This is a genomic window from Candidatus Kaistella beijingensis (genome assembly GCF_020084865.1).
GTDB classification, from domain to species: domain Bacteria; phylum Bacteroidota; class Bacteroidia; order Flavobacteriales; family Weeksellaceae; genus Kaistella; species Kaistella beijingensis.
The window spans coordinates 2,369,787-2,393,939 of sequence record NZ_CP071953.1; the positions used below are offsets into that span (position 1 = coordinate 2,369,787).

Below are 24,153 nucleotides of genomic sequence, written 5' to 3' on the forward strand. Positions count from 1 at the left end.
CTTGTTAAAATTTTAACTTGCCAAATTTCAAATTCCATAATTGTTACATCGTAAATTTACACATTGTTGCATTAGATTAAACATCGTAATTCAGCATCACCACATTTGTTGTGGGGTGGCATTGGCAAGTGAGGACAAATCCTTTTTCCACTTCATCTTCTGTTAAAGCAAAATTTTTCTCCATGTAAACTTCGCCTTCCATTACCTGTGCTTTACACGTGCAGCAAACACCGCCTTTACATGCGAAAGGAACCGGAAGTTTCTCTTGCAAAGCCTGGTCTAAAATACTATTTTTTTTCGAATTGAGGTGAAAGGAATATTCATCATCATCAATGATCAAGGTCACCATGCTTTCAAGATTTGGGATGGCTTTGAATTCGTCGCTCATTTCCGCATTTTCCTCGTCGTCGGGAGCAGCATAATATTCGTACATGATTTGCAGCGAAGGAACTTTCTTGTCTTTTTTAAGGTAATCCGCAATACCTTTAATCATTTCCGAAGGACCACAAATAAAGTAAGTTGCTTCTTGAACTGGAATCTCTGTAAATCTTTCAAATAAAATATCGAGTTTTTCAGGTGAGATTCTGCCTTCAAAAAGTTCGTCCTCAAAATGTTTTTCTCTGGAAAGAAGATAAATCACTTTAAATCTTCCCTCAAATTTTTGCACCAGTTCATCGATTTCTTTTTTAAAGATAATGTCGGTCAAACTTTTATTGCTGAAAAAAAGGTAGGCTGTACTTTTCGGTTCCTGATAAAGCGCTTCTTTCAAATTGGATAGAACGGGTGAAATTCCGCTTCCCGCAGCAAGTCCGATGTAGGTTTTCTCGTTGGATGCGTGATAATTGGTGTAGAAATGTCCCATTGGAGCCATCACTTCCAGGGTTTCGCCAGTTTTCAATTCATTATTTAAAAAAGTTGAAACTTTTCCGCCATCCAAATGTTTCACCAAGATTTCTAATTCGGAATTTCCTTCGGTTGGAGCGTTGATGATGGAATAGCTTCGTCGCAAATCTTCTTCCCCAAAAACAAATCTCACATTGAGATACTGTCCTTGCTTAAAAGAAAACTCATGTCTTAAATTTTGTGGAATTTCAAAGGCGATGTGTACGGAATCGTTGGTTTCCTTCGCAACTTTGGTGGTTTTTAAATGATGAAAATGGTGCATGTTTCTATTAATATCAATCTTATAAATGACTGCTAACAAATATAATGTTTTTTTAGATTTTAGGGAAAGAAACAGAGATTGCAGAAATTCGGAAATTTTGTCTTGTCAAATCTTTACAAACTATTGCTAAATCGGAAATTTTGACCGAAATTTTAACAATTTTTAAACTAGAACAATGTTTGTGTTAAAGATTTCAGAATTAATAAATGATTGATAGAACATTAAGAATTCAGTGCTAAATTTGTGTGGGTTCTTAATGTTTTTCTAACTTAAAAAATTACAACAAAATATGAACTTAAATCAATTTACCGTAAAATCACAGGAGGCCATCCAAAAAGCGCAACAAATCGCGATGGAATTTGGCAACCAGAGTATTGAGCCGCAACATCTTTTGGAAGGCATCTTCCAAAGTGATGAAAATATATCGAAATTTTTATTGAAAAAATCTGAAGTGGACGAAACCCTTGTTCGCGACAGAAACCGGGAAAGCATCGAAAACCTTCCGAAAGTGGAAGGCGGAAACATTTATCTAAGCCAAAGCGCCAACAAAGTTTTATTGGAAGCTCCAAATATCGCCAAAAAAATGGGCGACGAATATGTAACGATTGAACATTTATGGTTGGCTTTATTGGAAGTTTCCTCCCCAGTTTCAAAAATGTTGAAAGATATGGGTGTTACCAAATCCCTTTTGGAAGGCGGAATTAAGGAACTTCGCAAAGGTTCCAAAGCGACTTCTGCAAGTTCAGAGGAAACTTATCAAAGTTTAAATAAGTATGCAAAAAATTTCAACGAACTTGCTGCAGAAGGAAAATTAGATCCTGTTATTGGTCGTGATGAAGAAATCCGCAGAGTTTTACAAATTTTATCGAGAAGAACGAAAAACAATCCCATCCTAATTGGAGAACCAGGCGTTGGAAAAACCGCCATTGCAGAGGGAATTGCTCACCGAATTATTTCCGGCGACGTTCCGGAAAACCTCATGGATAAAACATTGTATTCCTTAGATATGGGAGCCTTAATTGCCGGTGCAAAATACAAAGGTGAATTTGAAGAACGTTTGAAAAGCGTTGTCAATGAAGTTATTAAATCTGACGGACAAATTATTTTATTCATCGATGAAATTCATACTTTGGTTGGAGCAGGCGGTGGTGAAGGCGCAATGGATGCTGCCAATATTTTGAAGCCTGCATTGGCGAGAGGCGAACTTCGCGCCGTTGGAGCCACAACCTTGAACGAATATCAAAAATATTTTGAAAAAGATAAAGCCTTAGAAAGACGTTTCCAAAAAGTGATGGTGGAAGAACCGGATACAGAAAGTGCGATTTCAATTTTGCGTGGAATTAAAGATAAATACGAAGCCCACCACAAAGTAAGAATTAAAGATGAGGCAATTATCGCCGCTGTAGAAATGTCGCAACGTTATATTTCCGACCGTTTTTTACCCGACAAGGCGATTGATTTGATTGATGAAGCTTCCGCAAAATTGAGAATGGAAATCAATTCAAAACCCGAAGAATTGGACGTTTTGGATAGAAAATTAATGCAGATGGAAATTGAACTCGCTGCGATTTCACGAGAAGGTAATCAGACTAAAATTGATCACTTAAAAGAAGATATTGCCAAAATTCAAGAAGAGCGTAACGCTTTAAATGCAAAATGGTTGGCTGAAAAGCAAAAATCCGAAGATTTAACCGCCCTTAAAAAAGAAATTGAAGCCTTGAAATTAGAAGCAGAACGCGCTTCCAGAGCTGGAGATTACGCAAAAGTTGCCGAAATTCAGTACGGAAAGATCAAGGAGAAAGAAGCCGAATTGGAAAAACTCGAATTGGAAATGCAAAATCATCAAAACGAGTTGATTAAAGAAGAAGTTACCGCCGAAGATATTTCTGAAGTGATTTCAAAATGGACAGGAATTCCGGTGACGAAACTTTTGCAATCTGAACGCGAAAAATTATTGCATTTGGAGGACGAACTCCACAAAAGAGTTGTCGGTCAAGACGAAGCAATCACTTCCGTTGCAGACGCCATCCGCAGAAACAGAGCAGGTTTGAACGACGAGAAAAAACCAATCGGAAGTTTTCTATTTTTGGGAACAACCGGTGTCGGAAAAACCGAACTCGCAAAAGCACTCGCCGAATTTTTGTTCGACGACGAAAATAATATGACGAGAATTGATATGAGCGAATATCAGGAAAAACATTCGGTTTCCAGACTTGTCGGTGCTCCTCCTGGTTACGTTGGTTACGATGAAGGCGGACAATTGACGGAAGCAGTTCGCAGAAGACCTTATTCCGTGGTGCTTTTAGACGAAATTGAAAAAGCGCATCCCGATGTTTTCAACACCTTATTGCAGGTTTTGGATGATGGAAGATTAACCGATAATAAAGGAAGAGTGGTGAATTTCAAAAATTCAATTATTATAATGACTTCCAATCTTGGTTCACATTTAATTCAAGAACGCTTCGACTCCGCTCAGCGTGACAGCGATGATAATGTAGATTTTGAAACCATTGAAAAAACCAAAGAAGAAGTTTTCGGATTGCTGAAACAGACTTTACGTCCAGAATTTTTGAACAGAATTGATGAAATCGTTCTTTTCCGGCCTTTAAACAAAAAAGAAATCGAAAAAATCGTTCATTACCAATTACGCAGTTTCAATAAAATGTTGGAAAAACGTGGAATTATCATGACTGCAACCGAAGACGCGATCAATTATTTAACCAACAAAGGTTACGACCCAAGTTTTGGAGCAAGACCATTGAAAAGAGTGCTTCAACAGGAAGTTTTAAATAAATTATCCAAAGAAATTCTTGCCGGAAACATCAACGATAACGAAAGAATAACGCTGGATTATTTCGATGAAAGCGGTTTGGTTTTTCGTCCTACAGAATAAAAAAAAGTGAAGTTTAACTTTCATTAACATAATATCGGAGTTAAACCTCCGTTTAATTACTAATTTTTTTTCATCATTTGTGTTTTTAAAATCTACCGGATTTATTCGGTAGGTTTTTTTATTTTATCTTGGAAATCTAATTTCTGCAATCACGGGAAAGTGATCCGATGGATAGAGCAGGTTTTCCCTTCTGTCATTGATAGTTCTGATGTTTTCGCATAAAAATTTCTGTAAAAAAATATAATCAATACGTTCTTTAGCGGGCTTAGAAATATCGAATGCTTGGAAAGTTCCTTTTGGTCCGTAATGTGTTTTTTTACTATGATAATAAGCATCAGAAAGATTTTCTGAAAGGATCTTGATTGGCTTGGTGTCTTCCGTGAGATTGAAATCTCCCGTTAAAACCACAGGAAAATTTTTTGTATTAAAAGATTTGATCATCTTTAGGATTAATTGCACCGAATTGTCCCGTGCAACAATTCCAACATGGTCCAAATGAACGTTAAAAGCCCAAAACTTCCTGCCATCTTTTTTCATTTTAAACAAAGCATAAGTACAGATTCTGTTATATGCTGCGTCCCAACCTTTTGAAGGTTTTTGTGGTGTTTCGCTTAACCAAAAAGTTCCGGATTCTAAAACTTTCAGTTTTTCGGCATCATAAAAAATGGCGGAATATTCACCTTTATTCGCTCCATCATCTCTTCCAACTCCCACAAAATCATAGTTTCTTAATCCGGATTTTATATCGACCATTTGTTGGGGCACAGCTTCCTGAACTCCGAAAAAATCTGGGTGATAATAATCCATCAGCTGAATGGCTTCAGCTTTTCGGTTGTCCCAGGAATTCTCTTTGTCAGATTCTAAAGAAAGCCGAATATTGTAGGTCATCACCTTTAAATTTTGCGCCTGAAAATTCAGTAAAAAGAATACCGAAAAAATAAACTCTAAAATTTTCATTGGATAAGGATTTAAAAAAGTTTTTTAAAGGTAGAAATTTTAAAAAACAAAACCTTCAAATTTCTGGAAATCCTAAAAACCTCTTATTTTCCGTCGTCATCAATTCATTTACTTTCTTTACTTTTGCACCTCGAAAATTACTTATTGCTAATTGCTTATTATTTATGATTTCAGTACAAGGTTTAGGACTTCACCATTCAGGAAATTATCTTTTTCAAAACGTGAATTTTACCATCAAAAAAGATGATAAAATCGGTTTGGTCGGCAAAAATGGCGCCGGGAAATCCACTTTGCTGAAAATGCTTTCAGGAGAAATCAATTTCTTTGAAGGAAGCATTGTGCCTGAAGGAAATATCACGATTGGATTTCTAAAACAGGATTTGGATTTCGTGAAAGGAAGAACGGTTTGGAATGAGACCTTGCAGGCATTTGAGCAAATTAATGCGATGAAGAATGAACTGGATGAAGTAAATCATCAGTTGGCGACAAGAACCGATTACGAAAGCGATGACTACGAAAATTTGATCCATCGAATGACGGAATTAAATGATTTGTTGATGCATCACGACGCTTACAATTTGGAAGGCGATGTTGAAAAAGTGCTGTTAGGTTTAGGTTTTAAAGCCGAAGATTTTCATAAAATTACGGATGAATTTTCCGGCGGCTGGAGAATGAGGATCGAACTCGCCAAACTCCTTTTGCAGAAAAATGATTTGATGCTTCTGGATGAGCCTACGAACCATTTGGATATGGAATCCATCATTTGGCTGGAAACTTTCTTGAAAGAATATCCTGGTTCGATCGTATTGGTAAGTCACGACAAACAGTTTATGACTTCGGTTTGTAACAGAACTTTCGATATCAACAACAAAAAAGTTGACGATTATAAGGCCAATTATTCCAAATATTTGGAATTGAGCAAGGAAAGAAAAGAGAAACTCACTCAAGCCAAGAAAAATCAGGATGCGGAAATCAAACAGATGGAAGACAACATCAACCGATTCCGTGCTTCTGCGACGAAAGCCTCTTTTGCGCAGTCTTTAATTAAAAAATTAGAAAAAATAGAACGCATCGAAATTGATAATGACGATGTTTCTAAATTCAATATCCGTTTCGTTCAATCAGTTATTCCTGGAAAAGTCATTTTTGAGGCAAAAAATTTAGGAAAAGCTTACGGTAAAAAAGAGGTTTTCGATAAGGTGGATTTCTTTGTGGAAAGGGGAAGCAGAATCGCCCTACTCGGACAAAACGGACAGGGAAAAACGACTTTGGCAAAAATTCTTGCTGGAGAAATCAAAGATTATTCTGGTGAGTGGAATTTGGGACACAACGTCAACATCGGCTATTTTGCACAAAATCAAGAAGAGGTTCTTTCACCGAACAAAACCGTTTTGGAAGAAGCAGAAGACGCCGCAACAGAAGAAACGCGACCAAGAGTTCGTGATTTGTTGGGAAGTTTCCTTTTTCAGGGCGATGATGTGACAAAGAAAACCCGAGTTCTTTCCGGTGGTGAAAGAAACCGACTGGCTTTATGTAAATTGTTGCTTCGTCCGTTCAACACGCTAATTATGGACGAACCGACGAACCACTTGGATATTCAGTCGAAAGAAATCATCAAACTGGCGTTACAGAAATTTGAGGGAACTTTAATCGTGATTTCCCACGACCGGGAATTTTTGCAGGGACTCTGCGATAAAATTTTCGAATTTCGTGATGGAAGGATGAAAGAATTTTTGGGTGACATCAACGAATATCTAGAATTCCGACAAAAGGAAAGCATCAGAGAAATTTCTGCCGAGAAATCCAAACTCTCGGAAATGCGCAACGAACCGATTGTTGAAAAAGAAATTGTTCCATCAAACGACATCAAACCAGTTCAAACCACTACAAACTCATTTCAAACGAAAGAGCAAAAAAACGTTCAAAATAAAATCAAAAAAGTAGAAGAGAAAATTTCTGCATTAGAATTGGAAATTGAAGATTTTGAAGCCAGTTTCACGAGAGAAAATCCATCGCCGGAAACTTTAGAAAAATACAATTTCAAAAAAGAGGAACTGGATCTGGCTCTGCAGGAATGGGAATATTTGGGAACGCAGTTGGAAAATTAGAATTAATAAATTTTCTCGCTGCATTTGCGGATTGCGCAGATTTTTTTGTCATAGTTCTCTTAAAATTGACGAAATTTTGTCACGCTGAGGTTCTCGAAGCGTTTTAATATTATTTCTTCCAAAACCTTTTTTTTATTCAAAGAAACAAGGGTTTTGGATTTTTTGTTTGCTTATATTCTTCGAGAACCTCAGCAGGACAAAGTATAACTCCTAAACCAAAATCGCTAGTAGTAATGTTTTTGGTTTCTTTGTTAAATACAATTAGCAAAAGCAGAAGCCTTATCTTTAACTTCCAGCATCCATCTTCCCGTCAAATTCCCTACCTTTACATTACAAAATTTTTGAAGAATGAATCATCAACCGATTGAGGGATTTTCCAAACTTTCAAAACAGCGAAAAATTGACTGGCTGATCAAGGAATATCTCAATGACGACCGTAGTTACGAACAAATCTTACAACAATATTGGAACGAAGACGCAGCATTGCAAAAACTCCACGAAGAGTTTTCGGAGAACACGATTTCCAATTTTTACATGCCGTATGGAATTGCACCGAATTTTTTGATCGACGGAAAACTTTTCGCTTTACCAATGGCAGTTGAGGAAAGTTCTGTAGTTGCAGCTGCTTCAAAATCTGCCAAGTTTTGGATCGAAAGAGGAGGTTTTAAAACAACGATTATCAACACCAAAAAATTAGGTCATACCCATTTTATATTTAAAGTCGAATCTCATAAACTTCAGCATTTTTTCAATTTTAAATTAAAGCAGAAATTATTTGAAGCCACAGAAGACATCACCAAGAACATGAGAAATCGTGGCGGTGGAATCTTGAACATCCGCTTGATCGACAAAACTGCGGAAATGGAAAATTATTTCCAAATCAAGGCGAGTTTTGACACGGTAGATTCGATGGGAGCGAATTTCATCAATTCCTGTTTGGAAAAGTTCGGGAAAACTTTGAGAGAGGAAGTTGAAAAAGAACAAGATTTCACTCAAGAGGAAAAAGATTCGTTGCAAATTGTGATGAATATCCTCTCAAATTATACTCCCGACTGTATCGTAAGAGCCGAAGTTTCCTGCAAAATCGAGGAACTGAATGACGACAGTGGAATTTCAAACGAAGAATTTGCCATGAAATTTAAAAGAGCCGTAACCATCGCCGAAATTGAGCCATTCCGTGCAACGACGCACAACAAAGGAATTATGAACGGAGTAGATGCGGTGGTAATCGCAACAGGCAACGACTTCCGCGCGACCGAAGCCTGTGCGCACGCATACGCCGCGAAGGACGGAAAATATTCGAGTTTGACGCATTGCACGATTGACAACGGAATTTTTAGATTTTGGATTGATTTGCCGATTTCTGTTGGAGTTGTGGGCGGTTTGACGAATCTTCATCCGCTCGTGAAATTTTCGTTGGCTTTGTTGGGAAAACCCTCCGCACAGGAATTGATGAGTATTTTGGCGGTTTCGGGATTGGCTCAAAATTTTGCGGCATTGCGTTCATTAACGACGACTGGAATTCAGAAAGGACACATGAAAATGCATCTTTTGAATATTCTAAACCAACTCGGCGCGACTGAAGAGGAGAAGAATTATTTTGTGAATTATTTTAAAGACAAGACGGTGAGTCATCATGAGGTGATTAATGAGTTTAATAAGTTGAGAAAAAATTAAAAAAAAAATAAAGTTATGTTTGGTATTTCACTGGCATTTGTTATTTTGTTTTTCGGAATCTTTCTGAAAACTACCAACAATCCAGGTTTTGCAAGTTCGAAGAAATTTTCTTGGTTATTTATAGCAATTGGAGCAATAACTTTAATAGGGAAGTTAGTTATCATGTATCAAAAAGGAGAATTATAAATGAAAAATTTTACATTAATTATCGGTGCGGTTTACGGATTGCTTTCCGTGATTTTGGGAGCGTTTGGAGCACATGCTTTGAAGAAAGTATTGTCCGTTGAAAAATTACAAAGTTTTGAAACCGGCGTGAAATATCAAATGTATTCTGCGTTGTTTTTGCTGATTGTGGGATATATTTTGAAGTTTGAAAGTCCGTCTGAAAAATGGATTTCCATATTAATGATTGCCGGAACTTTCCTGTTTTCGATGAGTATTTATTTTTTAAGCTTCAGCGAAGTTTGGAATACGAATTTGAAATTTCTCGGACCAATAACACCGATTGGCGGTTTGTTGATGATTATTTCCTGGGCAATGTTGACTTTCTATTTCGTGAAAACCAGATTCTAAAATTTCGTAATTCTAACTTCGTAATTCGTACTTCAAATGTTTTTCTTCATCTTTGGATTCAATAAAAAATCAATCGGAAAAAATAATCGTAAAATCATGAGAAACGGTTTTGAGGTGAATGCTGTGATTACGGTTTACAAAAGGTATTTCGAGTTGTTTTTTATTCCATTAATTCCACTAGGGAAAAGTTATTCCGTCTATATTCCGCATTCTGATGAATATTTTGAGCAAGGAGCATTCTCCAAAATGCCGGAAAATTTACTGGAAATTTGCAAACAAGTCGGAAGAAACTACTGATGAACAAAGCAAAAACCGCCCTTTTTCTCGGAATTCTGTGTATTTCGATTTTTCCCGTCATCGTTCGTATGAATTTGACTTCAAGTTTGATATCCGCATTTTACCGAATGGCGATTGCGACGGCTTTGATTTTTCCGTTCGCTTTACTTTTAGGTAAAATCAAAATTGTTAAAGGAAAAGAATTGATGGGAATCGTATTGCGGTTTGGAATATTGCGATTCAAAATTCTTCTGTTACTCAGGCGACTTTGCTGACGAATCTTTCGCCGGTTTGGGTCGGAGTGATTTCTTTTCTTTTTCTAAATTTTCGTCCAAAGCAATCTTTTTGGTTGGGAACTTTGATTGTCATATTCGGAATGATAGTTTTTGTGGGGATGAAAACTATATTAGAATTGAATTTTGATTTCGCATTTTTCCTAGGTGTACTTTATGGAATTTTTTATGCGCTCTATATTTTGGTAAGCAAAAATTCTTTGCAAAAAATCGACGTTATTACTTTTCTCAGCTACAGCATGTTGGTGAGCAGTATTTTTCTTTTCGTGATTTGTTGGATCAACGGAGAAAAATTTTTAGGCTATTCTCAGAGCGCGTGGATTTCTTTATTTATTCAAGGGATTGTTTGTCAGTTGATTGCGTGGATTTTAATCAGTTATGCAACGAAGCGAATGAAAGCTACAAGGGTTTCTTTGAGTTTGCTGAGCCAAATTTTGTTTGCCGCAATTTTGGCCGCGATTTTTGTGAATGAGGAAATTACGGTTCCGCAGATTGTTGGAGGAATAATTATCATGATTGGAATTGCGACGACGTTTTATGAGAAAAAAGGATTTGAAAATTGAATTTCTATTTTGGGATTTTGGGGGAGGATTCTGAGGGCGCTCCGTAGGAGCGCAAAGTTTGTAGCGTAATGTTACCATGACGAAAGGCGGCTCGGTAGGAGCCGAACGTTTTTTTGAGATGTGTTTGAATTAATATTTTACCAAAAAAATACAAGTTCAAACGGCATTAAGTGGCTTTTCATTAATAAATTTCGGCTAAAGCCAAATTAATTCATCCTTATTTAAGCAGTCTAAAGCCCGCTCCTACTGATGTTCCAAGTGCATTCAGATCATTTTTTGTCCAAATGATGTTGATTTTTGATTTCAAACCAAAATTTTGATTGCGCGTTAAATTTGTGTGAGCGATGGTAGCGGATACGCCACAGCAAGCCCATGCAATAGCGTTGGAGCGAGGAGTAGGAGCGGACGTAGCGACCCGACGCTGTTGGTAAACGTTATAGGTTTCGGAAACCTATAAGGTTTTGCAAAGGAAAGGGACACACCTCAATAAATTTCTTCCATCTCCCATCGTCCATCTTCCAAACTTTTCGTAAATTTGTAAATCTTATTGAAAAATTAAATCTAATTAAATATTATGAATCTTCACGAGTATCAGTCAAAAGAGATTTTAGCAAAGTATGGCGTTAATATTCAGCGCGGTTTCGTTGCAAACAATGTGGATGAAGCAGTTGCTGCAGCCGATAAATTAAAGGAAATGACCGGAAACGAAGGTTGGGTGGTGAAAGCCCAAGTTCATGCAGGTGGTCGTGGAAAAGGTGGCGGTGTAAAGTTTTCCCCAAACATGGACAAACTTAAAGAAAACGCGAACAATATCATCGGGATGCAGTTGGTAACGCCTCAAACTTCTGCGGAAGGTAAAAAAGTACATTCTGTTTTGGTTGCGGAAGATGTTTATTATCCTGGTGAAACTGAAACGAAAGAGTTTTATGTTTCCATTCTTTTGGACAGAGCGAAAGGTAAAAATATGATTGTTTACTCTACGGAAGGTGGGATGGATATAGAGCACGTTGCCGAAGTAACTCCACATTTGATTCATAACGAAGTGATTGATCCGGGAGTTGGTTTGCAAGGTTTCCAGGCGAGAAAAATTGCTTTTAATCTTGGTTTGAGCGGTGATGCTTTCAAAGATTTCACAAAATTTATCACGAACCTATATAACGCTTATGTAGGAATTGATGCTTCTTTGTTTGAAATCAATCCGGTTTTGAAAACTTCTGACAATAAAATTATTGCAGTTGATGCGAAAGTTTCTCTGGACGATAACGCACTGTTCCGTCACAAAGATTTGGCGGCGTTGAGAGATACAAGAGAAGAAGATCCAACTGATGTTGAGGCAGGAGAAGCTGGTCTAAACTTCGTGAAATTAGATGGTGATGTTGCCTGTATGGTAAATGGCGCTGGTTTGGCGATGGCGACGATGGACATCATCAAACTTTCTGGTGGTAATCCCGCAAACTTCCTGGATGTGGGTGGAACTGCAGATGCAGAAAGAGTTCAGAAAGCTTTTGGAATTATATTGAAAGATTCTAATGTGAAAGCGATTTTGATTAATATTTTTGGTGGAATCGTTCGTTGCGACAGAGTTGCTCAAGGTGTTGTGGATGCGTACAAAGCGATGGGTTCACTTCCGGTTCCATTGATCGTTCGTCTTCAGGGAACAAATGCCGTGGAAGCTAAACAGTTGATTGATAATTCTGGTTTGCCTGTTCATTCTGCAATTACGTTGGAAGAAGCTGCGAATAAAGTGAAAGAGGTTTTAGGACACTAAAATTTATTAAAAATAGTATAATGAATCCGCTCAGTTTTTGGGCGGATTTTTTTTTAATAACACTTCCGATAAAATTTATTATATTTACCATAACCTATTTTTCAATGATGAAGTTTCTTCTGATTTCAGTATTTGTTTTCATCCTCAACTGTACCAAACAGATGAAAAATCCAGCGTCATCGGCATCATTAAACGAGTCTAAACCAAGTATAACAATAAAAGAAAATGAGGATAGAAAACAAGAAGATTTAAAATCTGAAAAGAATAGTGCGCAACCGGTTGAAAATGCATCAACTGTTGATTTTAGCACTTCAGTTGATAAGGTAAGCAAAGTGACAAGTACTGTTTCTGCAACCAAGGAAATCTTAAGCTTTGAGGAAGTTAATCATTATCCTTATTCTCTAACCTCTAAAAATTATCTTTGGATTGATGATCAGGAAAAGATGGATGAAATTTTTTCGATTATTCATAAACAGAGCGGCGGATTAAGACTGGCTCCAATTCCGACAATTATGGATGATTCATCCTACCTCATTTTCAAACCAACACTCAAAAACTCAAATGATATCGAAATCACGGAGATTTATCTGCAAAATAACATCCTTAATATAAATGTAAAACCTCTTGAAAACCCAGACCTGCGAGCTGGAAGTAGAATTTCTCCTAATGTCTTGGTTAAAATCTTAAAAAAAATAACAGATAAAAAAATAAACATTAATTACAAATAAAACAAAATTAAAAGTCATGAAAACAAAAATCTTTACCCTTTCCTGTATTTTATTTGCAGCATTCGGTTTCGGTCAGAACTTTTGGAGCAAGACGAACGCCGTTCCAAAAGACAATCTGTCTCACAGACAAGTGCAACCTAAGGAATTTTCTTTGTACAGCCTCAAACTTGAAAAGATTAAAGACGATCTTTCAAAAGTTCCCATGCGATTCTCTAAAGACCAAAGTCACGTCATAACCTTTCCCACAGCTGATGGGAAATTCAGAGAATATATCGTGCAGGAAGCACCCGTAATGGAAGCTGAATTACAGGCAAAATATCCCGAAATTCGTTCTTATGTAGGATGGCAGAAAAATAATCCAGAAAATTCCATAAGATTCAGTGTAACTCCGGAGGTAGGAGTGAGTGCCATGTATTTTGACGGTTGGGAGGTGAGCTATTTGGATCGTTTTACCAACGACAATAACCAATATGTTTTCTATAAACGCAGCGATTTACCTTTAAATCAAAGACTTTTTGAATGTAATGTGGAGGGACTTAAAGATGAGATGGTCGATGTTACAGGAAAAGCACCTTTAGTTTCAGATGGGCAATTCCGAACGTACCGACTTGCAATGGCTGCAACAGGAGAATATACAACTTTTCACGGCGGTACTGTCGCAAAAGCTTTAGCAGCAATGGCTGTAACCATGACAAGAGTAAACGGAGTTTACGAAAAAACCATTTCTGCAACAATGGTAATGGTGGCCAACAATAATCTCATTGTTTATACCAATGCCGCCACTGATCCTTACACTAATGGGAATCCTGGAACGATGATTAATGAAAACCAAACCAATATTAACACTGTAATTGGTACAGCTAATTATGATATAGGGCACGTTGTAGGAACCAACAGTGGTGGTTTAGCTGGATTGGGTGTAATTTGTACAAGCAGCAAAGCAAGAGGCGTAACTGGTTCTGCAGCACCAATAAACGACCCTTTTGATATTGATTATGTAGCCCATGAAATTGGTCATCAGTTTGGTGCAAATCATACGTTTCGTGCATCGTCAGGTTCGTGTTCAGGAAATGCAAATTCTTCAACTGCATTTGAACCCGGAAGCGGATCAACAATTATGGCTTACGCGGGAATTTGCGGTACAAATAATGTTCAGCTTAATAGTGACGCCTATTTCCATTCTGCAAGTGTGAATGAAATGTATACTGTGATTAGAAGAGCATCCGACTGCTCTGTAAAAGTTTCCAATAACAATCAAGTTCCAACAGCGGATGCAGGTATAGATTATATTATTCCTAAAGGAACTGCTTTTGTCCTTACAGGAACTGGTACAGATCCTAACAACGATTCAATTACCTACCTGTGGGAGCAAATGGACAATCAAACAAGCACACAGCCACCAGTAGCTACGGCAACCAGCGGTCCTATTTATCGATCATTGTTCCCTTCAACTTCACCATCAAGATATTTTCCAGTAATGTCTTCTGTTTTGGCAAACAATCTTATACCAAAATGGGAAGTAACTCCAAGTGTGGCGAGAACTTTAAACTTCTCTTTATTGGTGAACGATAATAAAGCAACTGGAAATCAGGCTGCAAGAGATTTAATGCTTGTAACGGTAACGAATGATGGACCGTTCAAAGTAACTTCTCAAACAACGAATGTGCAATATGATGCTGCAACGCCAATTACGGTAACATGGGATGTCGCTGGAACTAATGCAGGTACGATAAATACCGCAAACGTTTCAGTTGTATTATCTAAAAACGGAGGGACAACTTTCGATACCGTTCTTGCGGCAAGTGTACCAAATAACGGTACTGCAACAGTTTCTTTGCCAAATGAAGATATCGCATCTGCGAGACTGATGGTAAAACCGGTTGGAAATATTTATTTTGCTGTAAATCCTTCCAATTTCTCAATAAAAAAGACTCTTGCTGTATCAAATAGCAATGTAAAGAGTTTTGCCATTTTCCCTAATCCTGCAAAGAACGAAGTGAATGTTTCACTTAAAAATAAATCAGAAAATGGAATCTACATGATTTATGACGCAACGGGAAGAATGTTGAAAAAGGGAGATTTAGCAACAGATGGAAAAATCAGTTTAGAAAAAATTTCCAGCGGTAACTATATTTTGAGCGTTGAATTGAAAAACGGAGAAAAATTCTCTGAAAAACTCATAATTAAAAAATAATTTTTAAATCTATAAATATTCTGAAGGATGTCTGTTTTAGGCATCCTTTTTTAACTTGAGACAAATCTTGTTAAGAATTTCCTGATTTATTATCCGGATTCACCATCGAAATTTTTTCATCATCCAGTCGCTGTTTTATCCTCAAAAGTGCTTCACTTCTTATTAAAGTAATGTTTTTCCCCTGTTTCATCCAAAATTGGGCTTCAACGGTGAAAATTCCTAAGTTTTGCTTTAATAATACCACTTGAGCCGAATTCAAATTATCCACGAAATCAAATTTCTTTACTTCATCCAAAATAACTTCCTTCGCTTTTTCAAGATTTTGAGTGTTCGGAATTTCAATATCGATAAATACTTTTCGGTTTCCTGAAGCTGAAAAATTAATGAACGGTGAATTGAAAATCAATTGATTGGGTAAATAAACTTTTTTTCCGTCGTCGGCAATTATTTTGGTGGTGAGAAAACCAATTTCTTCAACAGTTCCTGTAATATTGCTGATTTGCACCACATCGCCCGCTTTAAAAGACTTGTCGATTCCCACTAAAATTCCGGAAAACATTGATGAAACCAAATCTTTTAACGCGACACCCGCAATAATACCTGCAACTCCCAAACTTCCTAAAAGCTTCATGAAAAAGCTGCTCAATCCCATGATTTCCAGTGTTACAAAAGTTCCGAAAAGAATGATCATGAATCGGAAAAAGCCCGCCAAACTTGCAACGGTTTCAAAATTTCTGCTTTTTGGAAAAAGTTTGTTAAAAAGTTTTACAGTGACTTTGCTTAAGAAGGTACTGGCCATTAAAAAGAAAGTGAAGACGATAAGGCCCACAATCAGTTTTGGAGTAAACTGGGCAAATTTCAAATACCATCTTTCAAGAACCGAGGAAACAACACTAAAATAATTCATACCACAAATTTAAATATTCTTGTTGAAGTTTTTCTTATCAGCAAAATTCTCTCCAAAAACTCACCAACACACCCACTCACCACCACACCCACAAAAAACGTATCTTTGCATTCCACAAGAAAAATGGCTTGTTGATTCTCGAATTTTCGAGGGTAGGAAAGTCCGGACACCAAAGAGCAGCAAAGCGGATAACATCCGTCGGTCGCAAGATCAGGACCAGTGCAACAGAAAGAATGTATATTCATTTATAGTGAAATCAGGTAAACTCTTTGCGGTGCAATGTTAAGTATATCGGATTTTTTTCAGCAATGAAAAATAGGAGTTGCTCGCTCCAAAAACCGAGGGGTAAACAGCTCAAGTTTTGCAGCAATGTAAAACGCAGATAAATAACAAGCGTCCCGTTTCGGCGGGAGACAGAATCCGGCTTACAGTTTTTCTTGTGGGTTTTTCTCTTTTACTTTCAAGTTACTTCACACTCTTCACGCTCTACTCAGTATTAAACTCACCAACATACCAAAATACAAACAAAAAAACTACTCACTCTCCAACTTCGCCTTCGCTTCCTGCAACGCTGCCTGATCTTTCTCCGAAAGTACAGGATACTTCAAATCCATTCTTTCCAAAGCATCAATAATAATCTGAATTGCGGCAACTCTTGCAAACCATTTGTCATCCGCAGGAATTACAAACCAGGGTGCATGATTTTTTGAGGTTTCGTTGATGGCTTCTTCGTACGCTTTCATGTATTTGTCCCACAATGCACGTTCAGGTAAGTCGCCCAAAGAAAATTTCCAGTTTTTATCCTGCTCGTCAATTCGGTCGAGGAATCTTTTTTTCTGCTCCTTTTTAGAAACATTTAGGAATATTTTTACGATTGTGGTTCCGTTTTCCGCCAAATGTTTTTCAAAATTTCTAATGCTTTCATAACGGTTCTCCCAAAATTTGTCATCAAAATCTGAAACCGACTTCCAAACTTTCTCACTCAGATTATATTCAGGATGAACTTTGCAGACCAAGACACTTTCATAATGACTTCGGTTGAAAATTCCGATTTTGCCTTTTTCAGGAAGTGCGATATAATGACGCCATAAAAAATCGTGGGAATATTCTTTTGAACTCGGTGCTTTAAAACTCGTCACTTCACATCCTTGCGGATTTTACGCCACCGAAAACATGCTCAATCAAAGAATCTTTTCCAGCCGCATCCATCGCCTGAATGACAATTAATAAAGACTTGCTTCCATCTGCATAGAGTTTTTCCTGAAGCTCACGAAGTTTTACTTTTTCTTCCTCAAGAATTTTTTTGCCGTCATCTTTGGAAAGGTTCCCTTTGTATTCTGTATCTGCATCAGAAATTGAAAACTTGTTATTCACTATGTAATTGTCGCTGAAATCTAAATCCATAATTTAATTTTTATTAAAAATAAAAAAAATCACTCCAATAACGAAGTGATTTTGTATTTTATTTTTTAATCTTGAGAATTATAGAGCTGCTGCCTTTTTTGCCTCTCTCTTAACTGCCTTTTTTGCTTTAGCTGCTTTTGCAGCTTCTTCTACTGCTGCAGTTTTTGAAACGGCAACATCACTCTTTAGTTCTGCAGCTTGAGCTTGTCCCGGTGCTTCTACAGTTCCTTTAATGTTAATTGCAGCGGTAACATTTGCAGGGTCATTAGAGTAAACTTGGATCAATTTTTGGAAAGGACCAACGATTGTCGTATTGTATCCCACTTTAATTTGAGAAGTTTTTCCCGGCATAATCGGGTCTTGGCTCCACTCGGGAGTTGTACAACCGCAAGAAGCCTGAACCTTAGAAATAATAAGAGGTTTGTCACCGGTATTTTTCACAGTGAAAAATCTATGACCATCAGCACCGTTTTTTACTGTCCCGTAATCAATTGTCGTTTTATCGAATGAAATTGTTTGTGCCGAAGCCAATGCGAAAGATGCGGTTAAAAATAAACCTGCGAAAATCTTTTTCATATTCTTAATTTGTTTTTGATTAAATGTTTGATAAATTTTGAGAGACAAAGTTAAAAATTATTTTATTAATCATTAGAAAAATTTTTATTTACCCTATTTTTGCACATATTTTAATATTTATTTAATATTTCATGCAGATTTCAGACAAATATAATCCACAGGAAACTGAGCAGAAATGGTACAGTTACTGGCTCGAAAATAATTATTTCCACTCCGAACCCAACGAAAAACCACCTTATACGATTGTAATTCCGCCACCAAACGTGACGGGAATTCTTCACATGGGACACATGTTGAACAACACGATTCAGGATGTTTTGGTTCGTAGAGCCAGAATGCAGGGTTTCAACGCTTGTTGGGTTCCGGGAACCGATCACGCTTCCATTGCGACGGAAGCAAAAGTGGTGGCAAAACTGAAAGAGGAAGGAATCAACAAATCCGACATTACTCGAGAAGAATTCCTGAAGCATGCTTGGGAATGGACCGATAAATACGGGGGAACCATTTTGGAACAGCTGAAAAAACTTGGCGCATCTTGCGATTGGGGAAGAACCCGTTTTACAATGGAGCCCAAACTTTCACAGCAAGTGATCAAATCTTTTGTCGATTTGTATAATAAAGGATTGATTTACAGAGGTTACCGAATGGTCAATTGGGATCCGGAAGCTAAAACCAACATTTCCGATGAAGAGGTTATTTTTAAAGAACAAAACGGAAAACTGTACTTTTTAAAATATAAAATCGAAGGGTCTGAAGATTTCCTTTCCGTTGCAACAACCCGTCCTGAAACGATTTTCGGGGACACGGCAGTTTGTATCAATCCAAATGACGAAAGATATGCTCATTTAAAGGGTAAAAAAGTTACCGTTCCTATCGCGAATCGTGTCATTCCAATTATCGAGGATGATTATGTGGATATTGAATTTGGAACGGGAGCGTTGAAAATTACACCTGCTCACGACACCAACGATTACGAAATCGGGCAGCGTCACCATCTGCAAATGATTGATTCCCTTGATGATGACGCGAATTTAAATGAACACGGACTTCATTATAACGGAAAAAATCGTTTCGAGGTAAGAAAATTAATTGCCAAAGAATTAGAGGAAAAAGGTCTGCTCTTAAAAGCTGAAGATTATGTCAATAAAGTAGGAACTTCAGAAAGAACAGGAGCGGTAATTGAACCGAAAGTTTCCGTTCAGTGGTTCTTGAAAATGTCGGAAATCGCTAAACCTGCATTGGATGTGGTGATGAATGATGAGGTGAAATTTCACCCCGAAAAGTTCAAAAACACTTATAAACATTGGATGGAAAACATCCGTGATTGGAATATTTCTCGTCAACTTTGGTGGGGGCAGCAAATTCCTGCTTATTATTATGGAGATGGCGAAAATGATTTCGTAGTCGCCGAAACGATTGAAGAAGCTTTAGAATTGGCGAAGCAAAAGACTTCGGATTTCGGACTTCAAACTTCGGACTTAAAGCAAGATGAAGACGCACTCGACACATGGTTTTCTTCTTGGTTATGGCCGATTTCGGTTTTCGACGGAATGCTCGATTCTGAAAACAAGGACATCAATTACTATTATCCGACTTCAGATTTGGTGACTGGTCCCGATATTATTTTCTTTTGGGTAGCGAGAATGATTATGGCAGGTTTGGAATACAGAAAAGAAGTTCCTTTCAAAAATGTTTATTTCACGGGAATTGTTCGGGATAAACAAAGAAGAAAGATGTCGAAATCACTCGGAAATTCACCCGATCCAATTGAATTGATTAAAAAATACGGCGCAGACGGAGTTCGTGTAGGTATTTTGTTGAGTTCCGCTGCAGGAAACGATTTGCTTTTCGACGAAGATTTGATGTTGCAGGGAAGAAATTTTGCCACCAAAATCTGGAACGCCTACAAATTAATTCAAGGTTGGAAAAAAGACGAAAATATAAAAGCAAACAGTTCAGACAATCAAGCGATAGAATGGTTCGGAAATCAGATGGATAAAGCCATTGTCGAAATTGCCGACCAATTTGAGAAATTCAGAATTTCAGATGCTTTGCATTTGGTGTATAAACTCATTTGGGACGATTTCTGTTCATGGTATTTGGAGGCCATTAAGCCAAATTTCGGTGAGCCGATTTCTAAAGAAGTTTATGATAAAACAATTTCCTATTTCGAGGAATTAATGAAATTGCTACATCCTTTCATGCCGTTTTTATCGGAAGAATTGTGGCAAAATATCTCGGAAAGAACACCAGAAAATGCTTTGGTCATTTCACAACAAAGAAAAGCAGAAACTTTTAACAATGATATTATTTTAGCTTTCGAAACCTCAAAAGAACTGATTTCAGGGGTGCGAAATTACCGTCAGTCAAAAGGAATTTCGCCAAGAGAAAATGTGGAAATTTTTACCAATGCTGCAAATTTCAGCAATGAGGAATTAGTGAAAAAATTAGCCAATATTTCTGACATTAATTTCGGACAAAAAACCGATAAACCAAGTTTCACCTTTTTGGTTGGAGCCACAGAAGTTTCCATTCCTTTAAGTGAAAATATCGATTTAGCGGAAGAAAAAGAAAAAACGGAAAAAGAACTCGAACATTTAAAAGGATTTCTAAACTCCGTTGAAAAGAAACTTTCCAACGAAAAATTCATGGCAGGAGCTCCACAAAATGTAGTCGATGTAGAATTGAAAAAAAAACGCGACGCGATGGAAAAGATTTCGCTGCTTGAAGAAAAATTGAGAACGCTGTAATGTTCAATTTTGTTCAACTTGTTCAATGGTGCAAAGTTGTTGAAAAGTGTCACGCTGAGCGGAGTCGAAGCGTTTTTATATTGAGCTAAAAAAAATGGAAACTTATTATGTTTACATATTGAGATGTTCAGATAACTCATATTATACCGGAGTTACAAGTGATATCGAAAATAGGCTGTTTCAACATCAATCTGGAAGTTTTCCCGAGAGTTATACTCACAATAGAAGACCTGTAGAATTGGTTTTTTATTGTGAATTTAATAATATCAATGAAGCGATTTCTTTTGAAAAACAAGTAAAAGGATGGAGTAGAAAGAAGAAGGAAGCTATTATTAATAATAATTGGCATTTGCTGCCTTCTCTTTCAATTTGTCAAAACGAAAGTCATCATAAAAATTTTGAAAAAGATAAAATTGAAAAAGGCTTCGACTCCGCTCAGCCTGACAAATCTACAAATTCATAAAAATGAACCACATTAATAATATTGCAAAATTATTCTCAAAAAACTTCATCGAATCACCACTTTTAGAAACCTTTGAAGCCGGGAAAATCAATCTTCCCACCGGAAAACTAGTTGCTTGTGATCCGCTGATTACAAGCGAAATGAATGCATTCAAAGTAAATTTTCCAATGGGTGAATTTCCTGTTTTTGTACATAAAGAAAGGGAGTCAAATTGTATTGCTTACGTTGAAATTATTTTCGGAAGCGACGAAATTTCCGAGTGGAATATGGCGACCACAGAAGGTCAAAATATCGATGAGTTGAAAGGAGAAGAAATCTTCGGCTATCCCGTACAAAGCGGGATGGGCTGTTTCATGGACGTGGAAACACAAGATTGTTTGAACCATTTAGAAAAGAAATTATTTCACAGGAAGGGTGCGGATTTCATGGGGATTTATGAGGAGTTTTTCCATCAGCATTTTTTTGACGAAAACGGAGCAATTGACCAATATGCATTTTTAAAACCCGATGAAGAGAAAAACGGAAATATTTTTGCGTTCGAAACAGGTTATGGTGAAGGGTTTTATGCAAGTTATATCGGTTTCGGAAAAGATAATCAACCCATAAAAATTATCACCGAGTTTATCGAAATTCAAGTTGATGAAAGTTAAATGATTTTGTAAATCGCATTTAAGATATATATTTGTTATACTTGAAAAATCTTTAAAAAAGCAAGAATGAAAATCTCTTCAGAGCAACCGAAGATCATAGTTGTAGGCAGTTCCTCCATAGATTTGGTACTCAATACTGAACATCATCCGCTCCCGAATGAAACCGTAATGGCTCAAAAATCCGAGAGTTTCTTCGGCGGCAAAGGTGCGAATCAAGCGGTGGGAACTTCGCGACTTGGAGCAAGTGTTTATTTTATCGGCTGCGTCGGAATGGATCCGCTCGGTCAACAAATTTTGCGGAATTTGGTGGATGAAGGCGTAAATGTTGGTTATGTTGTTGAAACGGAAGATGCTGCAACCGGAACAGCGTATGTAACTGCTGCACACGGAAAAAACAGTATCGTTGTAGTTCCCGCTTCCAATTATTGCTTACAACCAAAACACGTTGAAGTTGCTGAAAAGTTTTTCTCAACTACAGATTTAGTTTTACTGCAACTTGAGATTCCGATGGATGTGGTTGAATATACCGTGAAACTTGCAAAACGACACGAAAAGAAAATCGGAATTTATGCGGCTCCTGCAAAAAAATTATCACAGCAAATTATAGAAAGCGTAGATTTCATTGTTTCTAAAAGCAACGAACTTTCCATTGTATTTGGTGATGAGCCAAGGGAAGAAATTTTGCGAAAATATCCCAACAAACTTTTTGTGCGGGATGATTCCAACTCAACGACTTATTTCAACGGTTCGGAAATGAAGTATTACCGAAACGACCACGATTCTGTGCTGCATAAAATGGGAATGGGAGATGCGTTCACTTCGGGTTTTGCAGTCGCGTTTTGTCACGGAAACTCCATTGATGAATGTGTGAAATTTGGAAATGATGTCTCTTTAAAAGTTGCCAAAAACAGAGGTTCACAAAGAGGTTTGCCTTATCTGAAAGATTTTATTGAGAGTTAAATCCTATTTTCCACATACCGAAAATTTCTATTAATCAAAGGGAAATTCTTAATTTTAAAAAAATAATAATCCACTTTATTTGAAGTGGATTTTTTCTGAAATGAAAGAACTAACGCTAAAAACTTCAGACAACTTTCCACTTTCTGTAAAGCTTTTTGAGCCTGAAATTTCCAATGGAAAAGTGTTGCTCATCAATTCAGCAACGGGAGTTAAACAACAGGTTTATTTTTCGTTTGCCAAATATCTGGCGGAAAACGGCTATACCGTACTCACTTACGATTATCGAGGAATCAACGAATCAAAACCTCAAAATCTAAAAGGCTTCAATGCTTCTATGAGAATTTGGGGAACCAAAGGTTATAAAACGCTTACCAATTTCATTAAACAAAATTATCAAAATTATAGGAAGTTCTGTCTCGGTCATTCTGTCGGTGCCTTAATTTTGGGGATGAATGAAGATTCTATCATATTCGAAAAATTCATCTTTGTCGGTACTCAAGATGCCTACATCGGAAATCTCCCCTGGAAAGTCGCGGTTACCGCTTTTTTTGGTTTTGGAGTTGCGCTTCCGGCTACCACGAAATTGCTTGGTTATTTTCCGGCACATTTTTTCGGATTGGGCGAATCTTTGCCGAAAGGAGTCGCTTACGATTGGCGAACTTTGATTCTCAATAAAAAGTCAACCAGCCGACTTTTTGAAAAAATTGAGAACGATTACTCGAAAACTTTAACCCAGGAAGCATTTATTATTCACGCCGAAGACGATCCTTGGGTAACCAAAAAAGGTATGGAAAGTTTGATGAACAAAGGCTATCCTAATTTGAAGAAAACCTATCGTGAAGTAAAAGTTTCAGAGTCACCAAAAAGGGAAATCGGTCATATCAATTTTTTCAGAAGTTTTAATAAAATTTTGTGGAATATTGTTTTGGATGAACTTTAACGTTGTCGAATTTAAAATCTTTAACTTAGCTTTTAGAGCTATTTTTTTGGAGGTAAGGATTTTAAATAGAGGTCAATTAATGCGTATTAAGAACCTGTTTAGATTTCGTTAAATTAATCCTGTATCTCTTATAATGCTATTTCTCTGTCTTTGATCTATAAAATCTCGCAGATCAGCAGATTTAGCAGATTTTAACATCATGTATCTGCGAGATTTACGTAATCTGCGAGAAAAATAAAGCAACAAATCATTTTTGATACAAATTTAAACAGGTTCTAAAATTTCATCTTGTTTTAAATCACTAAATT

19 protein-coding genes, 1 other RNA gene and 2 pseudogenes are annotated in these 24,153 nt (G+C 37.1%); 17 read left to right on the forward strand and 5 right to left on the reverse strand.

Features of this window, described 5'->3' with window-relative positions:
- Window positions 1–76: 76 nt before the first annotated feature.
- A complete protein-coding gene (locus J4771_RS11025) occupies window positions 77–1,204 on the reverse strand; it encodes an FAD-binding oxidoreductase (protein WP_224135054.1) in 1,128 nt (375 codons plus the stop codon).
- 250 nt (window positions 1,205–1,454) lie between these two features.
- Here J4771_RS11025 and clpB point away from each other — a divergent pair, with 250 nt between their 5' ends.
- Window positions 1,455–4,058, forward strand: a complete 2,604-nt coding sequence (clpB, locus tag J4771_RS11030) for an ATP-dependent chaperone ClpB (RefSeq protein WP_224135055.1) — start codon at window positions 1,455–1,457, stop codon at window positions 4,056–4,058.
- Window positions 4,059–4,181: 123 nt separating this feature from the next.
- On the opposite strand, the gene J4771_RS11035 is transcribed toward clpB, so the two are convergent.
- Window positions 4,182–5,015 carry an endonuclease/exonuclease/phosphatase family protein gene (locus J4771_RS11035; protein ID WP_224135056.1) on the reverse strand — a complete coding sequence of 278 codons (834 nt, stop codon included), beginning with the start codon at window positions 5,013–5,015 and terminating at the stop codon, window positions 4,182–4,184.
- A gap of 164 nt (window positions 5,016–5,179) precedes the next feature.
- Between J4771_RS11035 and J4771_RS11040 the strand changes: the two genes are divergently transcribed.
- From J4771_RS11040 to J4771_RS11075, 10 genes and pseudogenes are all read left to right on the forward strand, one after another.
- On the forward strand, window positions 5,180–7,123 hold the full coding sequence (locus tag J4771_RS11040) for an ABC-F family ATP-binding cassette domain-containing protein (protein ID WP_224135057.1): 1,944 nt from the start codon (window positions 5,180–5,182) through the stop codon (window positions 7,121–7,123).
- A gap of 348 nt (window positions 7,124–7,471) precedes the next feature.
- Complete coding sequence (locus J4771_RS11045) at window positions 7,472–8,800, forward strand: hydroxymethylglutaryl-CoA reductase, degradative (RefSeq protein ID WP_224135058.1); 1,329 nt, start codon at window positions 7,472–7,474, stop codon at window positions 8,798–8,800.
- 186 nt (window positions 8,801–8,986) lie between these two features.
- The gene (locus J4771_RS11050) at window positions 8,987–9,373 is read left to right on the forward strand and encodes a DUF423 domain-containing protein (RefSeq protein WP_224135059.1); all 387 of its coding nucleotides are present in this window, start codon (window positions 8,987–8,989) and stop codon (window positions 9,371–9,373) included.
- Window positions 9,374–9,469: 96 nt separating this feature from the next.
- Window positions 9,470–9,670: a zinc ribbon domain-containing protein gene (locus J4771_RS11055; protein WP_224135060.1), complete on the forward strand. Its 201-nt coding sequence runs from the start codon at window positions 9,470–9,472 to the stop codon at window positions 9,668–9,670.
- Window positions 9,670–9,924, forward strand: coding sequence for a hypothetical protein (locus J4771_RS13255; protein ID WP_317196341.1), 255 nt, complete (start codon window positions 9,670–9,672; stop codon window positions 9,922–9,924). Before J4771_RS11055 ends, J4771_RS13255 begins: the two co-directional genes overlap by 1 nt.
- A pseudogene (locus J4771_RS13260) lies at window positions 9,918–9,980 on the forward strand (hypothetical protein); the annotation flags it as partial. The gene J4771_RS13255 and the pseudogene J4771_RS13260, both read left to right, overlap by 7 nt.
- Window positions 9,981–10,043: 63 nt before the next feature.
- Entirely contained in the window at window positions 10,044–10,505 is a 462-nt protein-coding gene (locus J4771_RS13265; protein WP_317196381.1) for a DMT family transporter, read from the forward strand.
- Window positions 10,506–11,079: 574 nt separating this feature from the next.
- Window positions 11,080–12,273: an ADP-forming succinate--CoA ligase subunit beta gene (gene sucC / locus J4771_RS11065; protein WP_224135061.1), complete on the forward strand. Its 1,194-nt coding sequence runs from the start codon at window positions 11,080–11,082 to the stop codon at window positions 12,271–12,273.
- 161 nt (window positions 12,274–12,434) lie between these two features.
- Entirely contained in the window at window positions 12,435–13,001 is a 567-nt protein-coding gene (locus tag J4771_RS11070) for a hypothetical protein (RefSeq protein WP_224135062.1), read from the forward strand.
- A gap of 16 nt (window positions 13,002–13,017) precedes the next feature.
- A complete protein-coding gene (locus tag J4771_RS11075; protein WP_224135063.1) occupies window positions 13,018–15,195 on the forward strand; it encodes a reprolysin-like metallopeptidase in 2,178 nt (725 codons plus the stop codon).
- A gap of 70 nt (window positions 15,196–15,265) precedes the next feature.
- Here J4771_RS11075 and J4771_RS11080 read toward each other — a convergent pair whose 3' ends face one another.
- Complete coding sequence (locus tag J4771_RS11080) at window positions 15,266–16,102, reverse strand: mechanosensitive ion channel family protein (RefSeq protein WP_224135064.1); 837 nt, start codon at window positions 16,100–16,102, stop codon at window positions 15,266–15,268.
- A 115-nt stretch (window positions 16,103–16,217) separates the two neighbouring features.
- Here J4771_RS11080 and rnpB point away from each other — a divergent pair.
- Window positions 16,218–16,546: RNase P RNA component class A (gene rnpB / locus J4771_RS11085), an RNA gene on the forward strand.
- Between the two features lie 89 nt (window positions 16,547–16,635).
- On the opposite strand, the pseudogene J4771_RS11090 reads toward rnpB, so the two are convergent.
- Window positions 16,636–17,506, reverse strand: a pseudogene (locus J4771_RS11090) (polyphosphate kinase 2 family protein).
- Between the two features lie 78 nt (window positions 17,507–17,584).
- The gene (locus tag J4771_RS13330) at window positions 17,585–18,082 is read right to left on the reverse strand and encodes a DUF1573 domain-containing protein (protein WP_224135065.1); all 498 of its coding nucleotides are present in this window, start codon (window positions 18,080–18,082) and stop codon (window positions 17,585–17,587) included.
- 131 nt (window positions 18,083–18,213) lie between these two features.
- Between J4771_RS13330 and J4771_RS11100 the strand changes: the two genes are divergently transcribed.
- The 5 genes from J4771_RS11100 to J4771_RS11120 all read left to right on the forward strand — a co-directional run bounded on the left by J4771_RS11100 (window position 18,214) and on the right by J4771_RS11120 (window position 23,845).
- A complete protein-coding gene (locus J4771_RS11100; protein WP_224135066.1) occupies window positions 18,214–20,832 on the forward strand; it encodes a valine--tRNA ligase in 2,619 nt (872 codons plus the stop codon).
- A gap of 94 nt (window positions 20,833–20,926) precedes the next feature.
- On the forward strand, window positions 20,927–21,295 hold the full coding sequence (locus J4771_RS11105) for a GIY-YIG nuclease family protein (RefSeq protein ID WP_224135067.1): 369 nt from the start codon (window positions 20,927–20,929) through the stop codon (window positions 21,293–21,295).
- A 2-nt stretch (window positions 21,296–21,297) separates the two neighbouring features.
- Window positions 21,298–21,945, forward strand: coding sequence for a DUF4241 domain-containing protein (locus J4771_RS11110; RefSeq protein ID WP_224135068.1), 648 nt, complete (start codon window positions 21,298–21,300; stop codon window positions 21,943–21,945).
- 66 nt (window positions 21,946–22,011) lie between these two features.
- The gene (locus J4771_RS11115) at window positions 22,012–22,905 is read left to right on the forward strand and encodes a ribokinase (RefSeq protein ID WP_224135069.1); all 894 of its coding nucleotides are present in this window, start codon (window positions 22,012–22,014) and stop codon (window positions 22,903–22,905) included.
- Between the two features lie 100 nt (window positions 22,906–23,005).
- Window positions 23,006–23,845, forward strand: coding sequence for an alpha/beta hydrolase family protein (locus J4771_RS11120; RefSeq protein WP_224135070.1), 840 nt, complete (start codon window positions 23,006–23,008; stop codon window positions 23,843–23,845).
- Window positions 23,846–24,153 lie beyond the last annotated feature (308 nt).

Excerpts from the sequence above, each read along its gene's own strand:
- J4771_RS11055 (WP_224135060.1), top strand. The coding sequence starts at position 9,470 with ATGAGAAACGGTTTTGAGGTGAATGCTGTGATTACGGTTTACAAAAGG.
- J4771_RS11050 (WP_224135059.1), top strand. The coding sequence starts at position 8,987 with ATGAAAAATTTTACATTAATTATCGGTGCGGTTTACGGATTGCTTTCC.
- J4771_RS13265 (WP_317196381.1), top strand. The coding sequence starts at position 10,044 with ATGAAAACTATATTAGAATTGAATTTTGATTTCGCATTTTTCCTAGGT.
- J4771_RS11040 (WP_224135057.1), top strand. The coding sequence starts at position 5,180 with ATGATTTCAGTACAAGGTTTAGGACTTCACCATTCAGGAAATTATCTT.
- J4771_RS11115 (WP_224135069.1), top strand. The coding sequence starts at position 22,012 with ATGAAAATCTCTTCAGAGCAACCGAAGATCATAGTTGTAGGCAGTTCC.
- sucC (WP_224135061.1), top strand. The coding sequence starts at position 11,080 with ATGAATCTTCACGAGTATCAGTCAAAAGAGATTTTAGCAAAGTATGGC.
- J4771_RS11120 (WP_224135070.1), top strand. The coding sequence starts at position 23,006 with ATGAAAGAACTAACGCTAAAAACTTCAGACAACTTTCCACTTTCTGTA.
- J4771_RS11105 (WP_224135067.1), top strand. The coding sequence starts at position 20,927 with ATGGAAACTTATTATGTTTACATATTGAGATGTTCAGATAACTCATAT.
- J4771_RS11110 (WP_224135068.1), top strand. The coding sequence starts at position 21,298 with ATGAACCACATTAATAATATTGCAAAATTATTCTCAAAAAACTTCATC.
- J4771_RS11045 (WP_224135058.1), top strand. The coding sequence starts at position 7,472 with ATGAATCATCAACCGATTGAGGGATTTTCCAAACTTTCAAAACAGCGA.
- clpB (WP_224135055.1), top strand. The coding sequence starts at position 1,455 with ATGAACTTAAATCAATTTACCGTAAAATCACAGGAGGCCATCCAAAAA.
- J4771_RS11070 (WP_224135062.1), top strand. The coding sequence starts at position 12,435 with ATGAAAAATCCAGCGTCATCGGCATCATTAAACGAGTCTAAACCAAGT.
- J4771_RS11100 (WP_224135066.1), top strand. The coding sequence starts at position 18,214 with ATGCAGATTTCAGACAAATATAATCCACAGGAAACTGAGCAGAAATGG.
- J4771_RS11075 (WP_224135063.1), top strand. The coding sequence starts at position 13,018 with ATGAAAACAAAAATCTTTACCCTTTCCTGTATTTTATTTGCAGCATTC.
- J4771_RS13330 (WP_224135065.1), bottom strand. The coding sequence starts at position 18,082 with ATGAAAAAGATTTTCGCAGGTTTATTTTTAACCGCATCTTTCGCATTG.
- J4771_RS13255 (WP_317196341.1), top strand. The coding sequence starts at position 9,670 with ATGAACAAAGCAAAAACCGCCCTTTTTCTCGGAATTCTGTGTATTTCG.
- J4771_RS11080 (WP_224135064.1), bottom strand. The coding sequence starts at position 16,102 with ATGAATTATTTTAGTGTTGTTTCCTCGGTTCTTGAAAGATGGTATTTG.
- J4771_RS11035 (WP_224135056.1), bottom strand. The coding sequence starts at position 5,015 with ATGAAAATTTTAGAGTTTATTTTTTCGGTATTCTTTTTACTGAATTTT.